The organism is Xanthobacter sp. ZOL 2024 (assembly GCF_052932325.1).
In genome coordinates, this window is the sequence record NZ_CM128808.1 from 869,280 (window position 1) to 882,346 (window position 13,067).

The 13,067-nt window shown below is 66.7% G+C and carries 10 protein-coding genes and 1 tRNA gene; 5 read left to right on the forward strand and 6 right to left on the reverse strand.

Going from position 1 to position 13,067, the window contains the following annotated elements:
* Positions 1-24 precede the first annotated feature (24 nt).
* Complete coding sequence (locus tag ACU4E7_RS04310; protein ID WP_447020746.1) at positions 25-702, forward strand: sulfite oxidase-like oxidoreductase; 678 nt, start codon at positions 25-27, stop codon at positions 700-702.
* A 6-nt stretch (positions 703-708) separates the two neighbouring features.
* Here ACU4E7_RS04310 and ACU4E7_RS04315 read toward each other — a convergent pair whose 3' ends face one another.
* Both ACU4E7_RS04315 and ACU4E7_RS04320 read right to left on the reverse strand, forming a co-directional pair.
* Positions 709-2,097, reverse strand: a complete 1,389-nt coding sequence (locus ACU4E7_RS04315) for a flavin monoamine oxidase family protein (protein WP_238123377.1) — start codon at positions 2,095-2,097, stop codon at positions 709-711.
* A 144-nt stretch (positions 2,098-2,241) separates the two neighbouring features.
* Positions 2,242-3,168, reverse strand: coding sequence for a polyprenyl synthetase family protein (locus ACU4E7_RS04320; protein ID WP_447020747.1), 927 nt, complete (start codon positions 3,166-3,168; stop codon positions 2,242-2,244).
* Between the two features lie 155 nt (positions 3,169-3,323).
* Here ACU4E7_RS04320 and ACU4E7_RS04325 point away from each other — a divergent pair, with 155 nt between their 5' ends.
* The 3 genes from ACU4E7_RS04325 to ACU4E7_RS04335 all read left to right on the forward strand — a co-directional run bounded on the left by ACU4E7_RS04325 (position 3,324) and on the right by ACU4E7_RS04335 (position 5,200).
* Positions 3,324-3,983 (forward strand): transglycosylase domain-containing protein, encoded by a 660-nt coding sequence (locus tag ACU4E7_RS04325; RefSeq protein ID WP_238123375.1) that lies wholly within the window; start codon positions 3,324-3,326, stop codon positions 3,981-3,983.
* Positions 3,984-4,066: 83 nt separating this feature from the next.
* The gene (locus ACU4E7_RS04330; protein WP_238123374.1) at positions 4,067-4,693 is read left to right on the forward strand and encodes a septation protein A; all 627 of its coding nucleotides are present in this window, start codon (positions 4,067-4,069) and stop codon (positions 4,691-4,693) included.
* Positions 4,694-4,753: 60 nt separating this feature from the next.
* Positions 4,754-5,200, forward strand: coding sequence for an RrF2 family transcriptional regulator (locus ACU4E7_RS04335; RefSeq protein WP_238123373.1), 447 nt, complete (start codon positions 4,754-4,756; stop codon positions 5,198-5,200).
* Between the two features lie 68 nt (positions 5,201-5,268).
* Here the strand turns inward: ACU4E7_RS04335 and ACU4E7_RS04340 are convergent, their stop codons facing one another.
* Genes ACU4E7_RS04340 through ACU4E7_RS04350 form a run of 3 tightly spaced genes read right to left on the reverse strand, consistent with a single transcriptional unit; the run spans position 5,269 to position 10,293 of the window.
* A complete protein-coding gene (locus ACU4E7_RS04340; protein WP_447020748.1) occupies positions 5,269-6,483 on the reverse strand; it encodes an ABC transporter permease in 1,215 nt (404 codons plus the stop codon).
* 1 nt (position 6,484) lies between these two features.
* Complete coding sequence (rbbA, locus tag ACU4E7_RS04345) at positions 6,485-9,208, reverse strand: ribosome-associated ATPase/putative transporter RbbA (protein WP_447020749.1); 2,724 nt, start codon at positions 9,206-9,208, stop codon at positions 6,485-6,487.
* Positions 9,205-10,293, reverse strand: a complete 1,089-nt coding sequence (locus ACU4E7_RS04350) for an HlyD family secretion protein (protein WP_238123370.1) — start codon at positions 10,291-10,293, stop codon at positions 9,205-9,207. The genes rbbA and ACU4E7_RS04350 overlap by 4 nt, the downstream gene beginning before the upstream one ends.
* A 528-nt stretch (positions 10,294-10,821) precedes the next feature.
* On the opposite strand from ACU4E7_RS04350, the gene ACU4E7_RS04355 reads away from it, so the two are divergent.
* Positions 10,822-10,911: transfer RNA gene (locus ACU4E7_RS04355), tRNA-Ser, on the forward strand.
* A gap of 2 nt (positions 10,912-10,913) precedes the next feature.
* On the opposite strand, the gene ACU4E7_RS04360 is transcribed toward ACU4E7_RS04355, so the two are convergent.
* Positions 10,914-12,893: a hypothetical protein gene (locus ACU4E7_RS04360; RefSeq protein ID WP_447020750.1), complete on the reverse strand. Its 1,980-nt coding sequence runs from the start codon at positions 12,891-12,893 to the stop codon at positions 10,914-10,916.
* Between the last annotated feature and the right edge of the window lie 174 nt (positions 12,894-13,067).

The following is a 13,067-nucleotide window of genomic DNA, read 5'->3' on the forward strand; positions in this document are numbered from 1 at the left end:
GCCCCCTCGCCAGGAACTGCCCCCATGCGCGACCTCCCCCCCGACGGCGCCGGCCCGTCCGCCCCCACCAAGCTCACCACCAGCAAGACCCGCTGGGCGCAGGAGCGGCGCTTCCTGACCGGCCAGCCGGGCCGGCCCGCGGCGCAGCGCCTGCCCCCCGGCCAGCATCTGGTGACCGATTGGCCGGTGCTTGATCTCGGCATCCAGCCCGAAATTCCGCTGGAGGCGTTCCGGCTGGACATCACCGGCGCGGTGGAGCGCCCGCAGTCCTGGGACTGGTCCGGCTTCACCGGCCTGCCGCAGACCCGCCTCGTCAGCGACATCCATTGCGTGACCACCTGGTCGCGCTACGACAATGCCTGGGAGGGGGTCACCACCCGCGACCTTCTGGATCTGGTGGGCCCCACCGCCGAGGCCCGGGCGGTGATGCTGCGCAGCCATGACGGCTACACCACCAACCTGCCCCTGGAGGATTTCGCCGATCCGCAGGCACTGGTGGCCCATTCCTGGCAAGGCGCGCCGCTCTCCCGCGCCCATGGCGGGCCGGTGCGGCTGATCGTGCCCCACCTCTATTTCTGGAAGAGCGCCAAGTGGCTGCGCAAGATCGAGGTGATCCCCGCCGACAAGCCCGGCTTCTGGGAGCGGCGCGGCTATCACATGCGCGGCGATCCGTGGGCCGAGGAGCGCTATGCCGAAGACTGACCGCCCCTAGCCGGCCTTGCCGCCGGTGAGCAAAGTGATGGCCTGGCCGGCGGCACGCTCGCCCGACTGCCACGCCCCGGCCACCGTGCCCCACAGGCGCTCGTGGGCATGCTCACCAGCAAACAGCAGGCGGCTGGCGACCACATCGAGAAACACCCGCCGCAGGTTGCCGGCCCCCGGCATGGCGCAGGACATGGCGCCGAGGGCCAGCGGCTCCTTGGTCCAGCGGGTGTGATGCACCCGGCCGATGCGCTTGGCCGCCTCGGCCCCGAACTCGCGGGTGATCGCCTCCTCCAGGAAGGCGCGCACCCCACCAGGGGTCGCATCCGCCAGAGTGGCCGCCAGGTCACCGCCCACGTCGAGGCTGTGGAGCCGGGTGCCGGCGAGCCGCGCCTGCAGCATGTAGCCACGCCCCGCCTCGGTGCGGAAATACACCAGCTCGTCAGGCCGCAGGCCGCCGGGATTGCCCGGCCACTCGAAGCCGATATGGTCATAGGCGCCCAGCGGAATCCGCTCCACGGCGGTGCGATAGCGGGCCGGCAGATTGGGCAGAATGCGCAGCCGGCCATTCGCCAGCAGGGTGGGCGGCACGGCCACGATCACCATCCGCGCCTGCAGGGTGCCGCGATTGGTCTGCACGCTCACCCCGCGTCGGGCGTTGAGATCGACGCTGCGGGCGGCGGTGTCGAGCTGCACCGTCAGCGGCGTTGCCAGGCTCGCGATCAGCGCCCCCAGCCCCTGCCGGCAGACATCCGCCAGTTCCCGCTCCTCGGCGTGGGATACGTCGACGGTGGAGACATCGGCGAGATCGCGGCCGCGCAGGTAGGGCCCGGTGACGAAATCGGCGGATGCGGACCACGGGCCCAGATCCGGTAGCACCCGGGCCGCGGGCAGATCACGACCGGCATCGCCGGCGGCGACGATGGCCCGCTCGGCCCGGCGTACGGCGCCCACGAACCCCTCATATTCGGAATCCGTCGCTTCCTTGCCGCCCAGGTAGAGCCGGCCGGCCTCCGGCGCGCGCGCCACGTCGAAGCCGGCGACCCGCCCCAGGGTGGAGATCTCGGTGGCGGCGGGGAAATGAATGCGATTGGCCCCCAGGTCGAACGGCAGGCCGAAGATGGCGTTATCGGTGAAGGCGCGCCCGCCGACCCGGCGCCCCGCCTCGATCAGCGCATAGGTGATGCCGGCCGCCGCCAGCTTGCGCGCCGCGGCGATGCCCGCCGCGCCGGCGCCGATGATAATCACGTCGGGCTGGCTGCTCTGCCCGAGCGCGGCGGCCCCCGCCAGCGGCGCCGTCGCCAGCGCCAGGCCGCCGGCCAGAAAACGGCGACGATCCAGAATATGGCGGCGATCCGGAGATCGGGAGACGGCGCGGAGCGGGTTCACAGTCACGATGGGGCCCCTGGAGCCGGATCCGCCTCGCGGCAAGAGCGGTGCAAGCGTTTCAAGACCGGCCCGGCAACGCAGGGCGCCGCCGGCTGGCCGGCACTCTAGCATGGCCGCCCGCAGCGGAGGAACGGCCGCAGGATGATCCCCTCAGCTCTGCCGTTCCGCAACGAAATGCGCCGCCGCCGCCAGGGTCGCCCCGCGGGCGCCGAACGGCGCCAGCGCCGCCTCGGCGGTGGCCACCAGCCCGTTGAGGCGGTCCCGCGCCGCCGGCAGGCCGAGGCGCGACACCAAGGTGCCCTTGCCGGCGGCAATGTCCTTGTGCACCTTCTTGCCCATGGCTGCGGCATCGCCCTCCACGTCGAGAATGTCATCGGCGATCTGGAAGGCAGCCCCGAGCGCGCGCCCATAGGCCGTCAGCGCCGCCCGCTCCTCTGGGGAAGCCCCCGCCAGCAGACCGCCCGCCTCAGCCGAGAACAGCAGCAGCGCCCCGGTCTTCATGCTCTGCAGCCGCAGGATCTCCGCCTCCGAAAGAGCCAGGGGGGTACCGTCATCGAACCGTCCCTCGGCGGTGAGATCGAGGACCTGCCCGCCCACCATGCCGCCCAGCCCGCCCGCCCGGGCCAGAGCGCGCACCAAGGCGACCCGCACCGTTGGATCGGGATGGGCATCAGCCCCGGCCAGCAGGTCGAACGCCAGCGTCAGCAGGCCATCCCCCGCGAGAATGGCGGTGGCGACATCGAAGGCCTTGTGCACGGTCGGCCGGCCACGCCGCAGGTCGTCGTCGTCCATGGCTGGCAGATCATCATGGACCAAAGAATAGCAATGCAGGCACTCCACCGCCGCCGCAGTGGTCACCGCCGCTTCGGTGGGCAGGCCGAACAGCGCCGCGCTCTCGATCACGAGGAAGGGGCGCAGCCGCTTGCCGCCCGCGAGCGCTCCATGGCGCATGGCAGCCAGCAAACGGTCGGGACGCGCGATCTCCCCTTCCGCCGGCGTTGCGGCAAGGGCAAGGGCGAGGCGCGCCTCGGTGGCGGCGGCGGCGGCATCGAGGCGGATCGCGAGCGGCTGGGTCACGGGCGGCCTTCACACGGAATGGGACGGTGGATGGAACGCCGAGCGCCGGCGCCCCGTTGACGCAAGGCTTCCGGTGCCCCAACCAGGAGGCCAGGTCAAGGCGCGGCGCGTCAGGGCCGCTGTCGTCCTCGCGCTCCCGGACCCAAGGGTGACCGATGATCCGCTTTCTCATCCAGCTCGCCTGTGTGGCCATCGCGGTGCCCCTGGTGCTGGCGGTGCTCTACAATGTGGGCCATCCCGCCTCGACCCTGATGCTGGCCCGCATGCTGACCGGCGAGCGGGTGGAGCGGATCTGGACCCCGCTGGCCGACTTCTCCCCGGCCCTGGTGCGCACGGTGGTCGCCTCGGAGGATGCCCGCTTCTGCGTCCACCACGGCGTCGACGTGGAGGAAATGCGCAAGGTGGTGGAGAAGGCCGACGATCTCGAGGACCTGCGCGGCACCTCCACCATCACCATGCAGGTGGTGAAGAACCTGTTCCTGTGGCAGCGGCCGGAAGTGCCACGCAAGATCATCGAGCTGCCCCTGGCGGTGTGGCTCGACGCGGTGATGAGCAAGCGGCGGATCCTCGAAATCTACCTCAACATCGCTGAATGGGGCCCGGACGGCACCTTCGGAGCCGAGGCGGCGGCGCAGCAGCAGTTCGGCATTGCCGCCGCGCGCATCAGCGCCGACCAGGCCGCCCGGCTGGCGGTGATGCTGCCCAACCCACAGCGCCGCAGTGCCGGCAACCCGGGCCCCGGCCTGCGCCGGCTGGCCGACCGGCTGGAGGCTCGGGTCCCCCGCGAGGGCCCCGAGCTCATCGCCTGCCTGTGACCGCCCGAACGGCCGAACCCCGCGCCTTTGCCTTGATTGTGCCGGCCATCCGCGCCACATGGGCAGCAGGAGACCTTTGCCCCATGACCGAAGCCGTCAGGCCGCCCGCCCCTTCGTCCCCCTCGGCGTCCACCCGCGCCCCTATGAGCCCGCTGCTGAAAATCGGCCTGGAGATCGGGCCCCTGGTTCTCTTCTTCGCCGCCAATGCCTATGGCGGCATCTACGCCGCCACCGGGGTGTTCATGGTGGCGACCCTGGCCTCCCTCGGGCTGATGTGGGTGCTGGCGCGCCGCATCGCGGTGATGCCGCTGGTCTCGGCGTTGGTGGTGATGGTGTTCGGCGGCCTGACTCTGTGGCTGCAGGACGACCATTTCATCAAGATGAAGCCGACCCTGGTGAATGGGGTGTTCGCGGTGCTGCTGTTCGGAGGGCTGGTGTTCAAGAAGCCCCTGCTGCCCTACGTCTTCGACGGCATGGTTCAGCTCACGGATGCGGGCTGGCGGGCGCTGACCCTTCGCTGGGGGTTGTTCTTCCTGGTGATGGCGGTGCTGAACGAGGTGGTGTGGCGCTCCTTCTCAACCGACACCTGGGTCGCCTTCAAGACCTTCGGCTATCTGCCCATGACCTTTGCCTTCGCCTTGGCCCAGGCGCCCCTGATGGCCCGGCACGACCTCAAGGCCAACACGGACGGCGCCGATGGGGCCGCGTGATCCACGCGGCCCGTTGACGCCGCCCACGCGCAGCCCCATAAGCCAAGCGGAGGGCGCCGCATGCTGACGAAAAAAGGAAAATACGGGCTGAAGGCCGCTGTGCATCTGGCGCGGCTGCCGACGGGCGGCTCCACGCAGGTGGCCGACATCGCCGAGGCCAACAACATCCCGAAGAAGTTTCTCGACGTGATCCTCGGCGAGCTGCGCAATGCCGGCTTTCTCGCCAGCAAGAAGGGCAAGCTCGGCGGCTACCGTCTGGCCAAGCCGGCGGAGGATATCCTCGTCGGCGACATGATCCGCGCCCTGGACGGGCCGCTCGCCCCCTTTCCCTGCGCCAGCCGCAATGCCTACGAGCCCTGCGAGGACTGCGACATTTCCACCTGCGAGGTGCGATTGCTGATGGTGCGGGTGCGCGATGCCATCGGCACGGTGCTCGACACCACCACCCTCGCCCAGATGCGCGACATGTCGCAGGAACAGCTGGCCTCCTTCGTCGACTACATCTGACCGGCAGCGCCGCCCCCTCGCACTTCCAGCATGCCCACACGACCACGCCAAAGGTGCGCCCGCCGCCTTCACTGCTGCGCGGCGAGGAACTTGCGGAAGCGGGCCAGCGCCACCGAGAAGAACAGCATGCCCACCACGAACGTGGCGAGGAACCGCGGCCAGACCGTCTCCATGCCGGCACCGCGATAGAGGATCGCCTGGGCGAACGCCACGAACTGGGTGGAGGGCGACACCTGCATGGTGGCCTGCAGCCATTGCGGCATGCTCTCCAGCGGGGTGAAGCCGCCGGACAGCATGTTCATGGGCAGCACGGTGAGAAAGAACAGCAGGCCGAACTGCGGCATGGACCCCGACAGCGTGCCGAGGAAGATCCCCAGCGCGGCCGTGAAGAACAGATAGAGCGCGGTTCCCACCAGGAACAGCGGCACCGAGCCGGCGATCTCCATGCCCATCACCATCTTCAGCACGACGATGATGCTGAAGGCGGTGCCCACCAGGATCACGAGGCCGTTGGCGAGGATCTTGGCCAGCATGATCTCGGAAGGGCGCACCGGCAGCACCAGCAGATGCTCCAGCGTGCCATGCTCGCGCTCACGGATGAGCGCCGCCCCGGCCAGCAGCACCGACAGCATGGTGATGTTGGTGATCAGCCCCATGGTGCCGGTGAACCAGGAGGATTCCAGCCCCTGGTTGAAGGCGATGCGGATCTTGAGCTCCACCGGCGTGGCCGTCTCCCGCGCGGTGCGCGAGACGTATTCGTTCACCTGCTGCTGGAAGATGGCCGAGATGTCGGTGGCCCCGAGGCCGGCCTGCATGAGGGCGGTGGCGTCGATCAGCAATTGCACCGAAGGCGCGCGGCCGGCCAGCACGTCCTGCTGAAAATTGGGCGGCACGTTCAGCACGAAGGTGTAGCGCGCCGCGTCCATCTCCTTGTCCACCTCATCGGGCTTCAACGCCACCGGCGGCTGGAAGCGCGGCGGCAGGAAGCCGTCGAGAATGGCGTGGGACAAAGGCGAGTTGTCCTCGTCCACCACCCCCACCGTGGCCCGGTTGAGATCGTGCTTCATGCCGTTGGCCTGGATGTAGATGGCCGCAGTGAAGGCATAGAGCACCAGCACCAGCAGCGCCCGGTCCCGCCACAGGCTGATGAGCTCCTTCTTGAACAGGTTCACCACATTGGTGATGCGTGCGGCGAGGCGCTGCCCCAGGGAGCGCCGCGGCCGCGATGGCGCCGCCATCCCACGCGCGCCGGGGCCTTCTTGCTTCACGTCCGTCGGGGCCATGTCAGCGCTCCTGCTTGCGCAAGATGAGATGGGCCAACAGCAGCAACGCCGGCCAGAAGGCGGCGGTGGCCAGGATGAACGGCAGCAGCTCGCTGAAATCGAGGCCTTTGGTGAAGGCCCCGACGCTGATGCGCATGAAATAAGTGGTGGGAAAGAAGGTGCCCACCACCCAGGCCCCGCCTTCCAGGGTCGCCACCGGCTGCAGCAGGCCGGAGAATTGGGTGGCCGGCATCATCGTACCGATCGCCGTACCGAACAGGGCCGCCACCTGGGTGTTGGTGAGGGTGGAGGAGACGAGCCCGATGGCGGTGGTGGCCAGCACATAGACCACCGCGCCGAGCAGCAGGCCGAGGAACGAGCCCTTGAGGGGCACCCCGAACAGCAGCAGCGCCAGCGCCACCATGACGAAGAAATTGAACACCGCCACCGCCACATAAGGCGCCTGCTTGCCGAGCAGAAATTCAAGCTTGGTCACCGGTGTCACATAAAGGTTGGTGATGGAGCCCAGCTCCTTCTCCGTCACCACCCCGAGCGCTGTCAGGATGGCGGGAATGAAGATCAGCATGAGCGCGATGACCGCCGGCACCATGGCATCAATGGAGCGGAACGACTGATTGTAGCGGTAGCGCATCTCCAGGCTGGCGGCGCTCGACAGGCTGCCGCCAGCCGCCTCGGCCATCTGCTGCAAAAACAGGAGATGCACCTGCTGCACATAGCCCTTGATGGTCTCGGCACGGAACGGCATGGCGCCGTCGATGGTCACCAGCACCTCGGTGGGCCGGCCGGAGCGCAGATCGGCGCCGAACTTGGGCGGCAGCTCGATGGCGAAGGCGATGTCGTTGGCTTTCAGTCGCCGGTCCAGATCCTCAGGACTGGTGATGGGGGCCTCGACCACGAAATAGGTGGAGTGGGCGAAGCCGTCGATATAGGCGCGGCTTTCCGCGGTCTGGTCGCGATCGAGCACGGCAAAGCGCAGCTTGTCCACGTCGAGCGTGATGCCGTAGCCGAAGATGATCATCAAGATGGCGGTGCCCACCAGCGCGAAGGCGAGCCGCACCGGATCACGCCGCAGCTCCAGGGCCTCGCGCCATGCATAGGCGCCGAGCCGCGCCCAGGAGAAGCCACTCGGGCGGGCATGCCCTGCCTGCGGCGGCGGCAGGCGGGCGTCGTTCGCCGCCTCGCGGCCTCCCATCTCCATGTAAGCGATGAAGGCTTCCTCAAGGGACGCCGACTGCTTGGCCGCCTTCAGCGCGTCGGGGGCCCCGGTGGCGATCACCCGGCCCGCATGCATGAAGGAGATGCGGTCACACCGCTCCGCCTCGCCCATGAAATGGGTGGAGACGAAGATCGTCACCCCTTCCTGCCGCGACAGACGCTGCAGGTGGTCCCAAAAATTGTCGCGCGCCACCGGGTCGACGCCCGATGTGGGCTCGTCGAGGATCAGCAGCTCGGGATCATGCAGGATCGCCACCGCCAGGGACAGGCGCTGGCGCACCCCCAGCGGCAAGCCCTCCGACAGATCATCGAGATGATCGGCCAGATCGAAATCGGCCACCAGCTTGGCGATGCGGGCGCCGGCCGCCGGCTCGAGCAGTGAAAACAGGCGAGCGTGCAGCTCCAGATTCTGCCGGACGGTCAGCTCGCCATAGAGAGAAAAGGCCTGGGACATGTAGCCCACGCGCCGGCGGCTCTCGATGTCGGACGGGTCGACCGGCACCCCGAACAGCAGCGCTTCGCCCTCGCTGGCCGGCAAGAGGCCGGTGAGCATCTTCATGGTGGTGGACTTGCCGCAGCCGTTGGAGCCGAGAAAGCCGAAGATCTCGCCCCGGCGGATCTTGAAGCTCACATGGTCCACCGCCACGAAATCCCCGAACCGCCGGGTGAGGCCCCGGGATTCGATGGCGATGGGCGCATCGTCCGCCAGCGGCGCCACCGGGCCGGAGCCCTCGCCATCGCCCCGCCGGTCCTCTGGCAGCAGCGAGATGAAGGCCCGTTCCAGGCTGGGCTGGCCGGTGGCGGTCAGCAGCGCCGCCGGCGTATTGTCGGCCAGTAGGCGGCCGGCATCCACCATCACCACGCGCTCGAAGCGGGCCGCCTCCTCCATGTCGGAGGTGGCCACCAGAAGTGTCAGCTGGGGCCGGTCGGCCCGAATGCTGTCGACGAAATCCCAGAACTGGCGCCGCGACAGCGGATCGACGCCGGTGGTGGGCTCGTCGAGGATCAGCAGATCCGGATCGTGCACCAGCGCGCAGCACAGGCCGAGCTTCTGCTTCATGCCGCCCGACAGCTTGCGCATGAGCCGGCTGGCGAATGGGGTGAGGCCCGTCGCCTCCAGCAGCGGCGCCACCCGCGCGCCCTTGGCGTCGGCATTCTCACCAAACAGGCGGGCGAAGAAGGCGATGTTCTCCGCCACCGTCAGGTTAGGATAGAGGTTGCGGCCCAGGCCCTGAGGCATGAAGGCCACCCGCGGCTGCACCAGATCACGGGCCCGGCGCTGGGCGAGATCCGCCCCCAGCACCTCAACCTGCCCCTGCTGGATGCGCTTGGCGCCCGAGATCAGGCCAAGCAAGGTGGATTTGCCCACCCCGTCGGGCCCCACGAGAGCCACGGCGGCGCCTTCGGCGATCTCCAGATCAATGCCGTCCACGGCCAGGGTCTTGCCGTAGCGATGGTGCACCCCGGCCAGCCGAACGGCGGCGGGGCGCAGCCCGGATGCCGGGCTCACTTGTCGGCCTTCCCGTCGGCCTTCCCGTCCGCAGCGCCGTTCGCCGGCGGCACGACGATGGCCTTGCCGCCCTCATCCGGCACCGCTCCCGCGCCTTCGGCCTGCTGCACCAGATCGGAGTCCAGCCACGCCGGCCACGGAGCGTTGGCGTCGATCCGCACATAGCCGACACCAGTCACGCCGGTCTTCACCTGGTCGAGATACTTCTCCACCAGCACCTGCGGCACCCGCAGCTTGGCGCGGAACATCATGCGGTCGCGCTCGCTCTGGGTCTCCACCTGCTTCGGCGTGAACTGGGCGCGGGCGGACACGAATGAGACGTTGGCCGGCACCGCCCGATCGGGCAGCGGCTCCAGCAGCAGCCGCGCCTGCGACCCGAGCGCCAGGTGGCCGGCCGCGGACGCGGGCAGGAAGATGGTCATGTAGACGTTCGAGAGGTCGAGCAACGTCAGCACCTTGCCGCCCGCGGCCAGCACCTCGCCCGGCTCGGCCAGACGATAGATGACGCGGCCCGTCTTGGGCGCCACCAGCGTGCCGTCCTCCACCAGCCGCGTCAGCCGCTCCACCTCCGCCTGAGCCGCGCGGATGGCCGAATCACTGGCCGCGAGGCTGCTTTCCGCCGCCGCCAACGCCGCCTCGGCGGTGAGCTTCGTCGTGCGGTATTGATCCACCTTCTGAACGGTGGTGAAGCCGCTGGCCACCAGGGTGGTCTGCCGCTCCAGCTCCTTGGTGGCGAGATCGAGCTCGCTCTTGCGCTGCTCGACGATATGGGCCGCCTCGTCGCGCGACTTGATGGCCTGCGTCTCGCGCGCCTGGGCGGTGCGCAACGCGGCGGCGGTGTCGGCCACATCCATGTGGGCCACCACCTGGCCTTCGCGGACGAAGTCGCCCTCCTCCACCAGAACATCGATGATCCGACCGGCGGCCTTGGTCGCCACGTCCACTTCGGTGGCCTCGATCCGGCCATTGCCCGAGGCAAAGCCCGCTGGCAGGGTGCGGGCGCGGGATGCGAGGTAATAGGCGCCAGCGCCACCGATGGCGACCACGATCAGAAGGGCGGAAACGATGAAAACAGTCCGCTTCATCGGCGGGGGACCTCCAAAAGACCAGCGACAACCCTGTGCACGGCAGGGTGCGATCGAAGTTCGCCCCCCGAGCTCCGATCGCATTTTGATGCGCCCCCTTCATCCCACACTCTAGGGAGGTGCCGCAATGCGGCATGCGCGAACTTCAGCCGGAACCCCGTCGCTCCACGAAGACAGCCCCACCGCAAGGGCGCGGCGCCACAACGGGGCCCGTGCGCGGACACAGCTGTTCTTGGGGCCGTGCATCCGAACCCGGCCTTGCCACCTGCGGCCGCCCCACCGACCGGCGCGCAACGGGTTAGACGCGGCCCTTTCGACGGATCGTCCCGCCACGCGGACAGCACCGGCCGTGGCTTCGGCAGGCCCGGCCGCGCGGCCGCCGGACCCGCACCGCGGCCACGGGCTGCAACGCCAAAGAGGAAGATGCGCAGTTCGGGGATAGCCCATCAAGAGCGCTTGCCCGAACGGCTCCGGTCCGCTAGAAGCCCCGAACCACGATCGCGCGTCGCCCCGGCGACGTCCCTCTGCGGAGAGGTGGCAGAGTGGTCGAATGCACCGCACTCGAAATGCGGCATGGGCGCAAGTCCATCGGGGGTTCGAATCCCCCCCTCTCCGCCACTTCAGACCGTCTCTGGGTATGCCGACTTCCCGCGAGAGGCCGAAGTAAGGGCGCGCAGCAGTTCGGCCTGCGATGTTATGACGCGAACATGGCGTTCTCCGACTTCGACGCGCGGGGCAAAAGCGCGCAGATGATCCCGCCGGTGGCCGCCGCCCTCCTGTCTGAGCCGACGCCGAGCGGTGGTGGCGAACTTTGGTAAAACAGCCGGCGTCAGCGCCATGCTGCCGGAGCTTTCGAGCGAGGCTTGTGCTCGCTCGAAATCGACTTGCGCTTGGTCGCGTAGCGCCCGGAGGGCGACGACGCGCTCCTTCAACGCCGGATGTTCAGGTCGATCGCCCGCTTCTATGGCCTCGTAGAGGCGTTTCAGGCCACGCTCGGCCTCCGCCGCCCGCTGGTCGCTCGACTTCGTGTCGGGCCAGTTCACCGATGACTTCCGCATCCTCACCGACGTCGACGACGGCGCCCGGGAATGCCTCACCCGGGTGTGCCCATTGGGGCTGGTGGTGGTGAGGGTCTCTTTGACGAAGCTTCCGTCGGTGTCGTAGGCCTTCACGCGGATCGAGGTGGTGCCGTCGGCATTGGCCGTGGTGGTGCTCTGGACGAGATAGCCGTCGGCGTCGGCGGTCAGCACCACGTCGGCGGCGGTGCCGGTGGTGCCGTTGGCGCGGGTGAAGGTGGTGGAGCCGAGCACCTGCGTGCCGTCGGGCAGCACCGCCATGGTGTTGTCGGGCTCAAGGTCGATGGCGGTGATGCCGAGCGCGGCCAGAGTCTTCAGCGTGGTGGTGCCGTCGGCGTTGGTGACGAGCACCTTGAAGCTCGACCATTGGGCGTCGCCGGCATCGAGCGCGCCGTTCCCATTGGTGTCGAACACATTGGCGAGGGCTTCCATGTCGCTGTCGGCGGTGGGATCCCACAGCGTGAACTGGTAGGCCTCGGGCGCATCGACATCGCCGGTGCCGGTGCGGTCATAGACCAGCACGCCATCTCCGGCGGCCGCCCAGGAGGTGCGGTGCGCGGTGCCATCGCCATTCACGTCGCGCCAGACGGTGGATGTGTCGCGCTGGGTGATGCTGATGCCATCGCCATTCAAATCGAGCACGATAGGGAACTGGAAGGTGAAGCCGACCGAGACGCCCTGGCTGTAGAAATTGACCCCCAACCCGCCGAAGTCAGCGCCGGATTCGAAGCTGTCGTTATTCAGATACGCCGCATAGGACGGCTCCACCCCATAGCTCGACGCATAGGAGTAGCCATAGTTCCAGTCGACGTTGCTCAGGTCATCGGCATAGATGTAACTTAATGTATCCGCCAGAGAAAACGAGCTCGAATAAAAATATAGGGACTCTGGGATGGAATTATCTCTATAATTCCAGGAGCTCGAAGCGCTCAAAGAATAGTAATCTTGAGCAGTGCCGGTTGGGTACCATTCAATCAAGCGCTCGCTTGAGCCGCTAGCAGCCCCCCAGACGGTCTCGTTCGACCAGAAGGCTCCATCGCTCCAGACAGAGCCAGACGACGGCATATTTTTAATATCAAGATCTGGTTTATACACTGCACTTGTATTATAAATATCTTTAGATCCAGTTTCATTAAATAAATTCATGAAAAGCTTTACATTATAGGCCCCGTGCAACTCAACCGCATAAGGAACCATGCTAATTCCGTCAATCCATGCGCCAGTTTCAACAATTGCGCCATATCCAGAGGCCAACACATTATCAATCGCAAAGGATATCTGCTCCAACGTCATATTTTTGTAAAATTTATTCTTAGTTAAATCATCATCTATTTCATATGCATGCATTGCTCCAAAAGACCAATCCATAGTTAATGCAGCGTAAGCGGCGCCACCAAAGGCAGTGACCGGTATATTAAGTCGCATATATTCATCGTAATGATATGAGTTTATCTGATTTTCACTTGGAATTCCGCCGTCATTGTAAATTATTGTATAAAAATCGTTCTCAGCGAGACCAATCATTAAATCTAATCTAATATAATTGTATTTCGATCTTCCAATTGAATTAATGACATTATTATTTGCAGTTACTACAAATATTCAGACGTTATTTATTACTCTCAATGCGTTTGCCGCATAACCCCTATCGTCCACCTGAGATCCATAATAGCTATTTATATAACCTAACGCATTTTC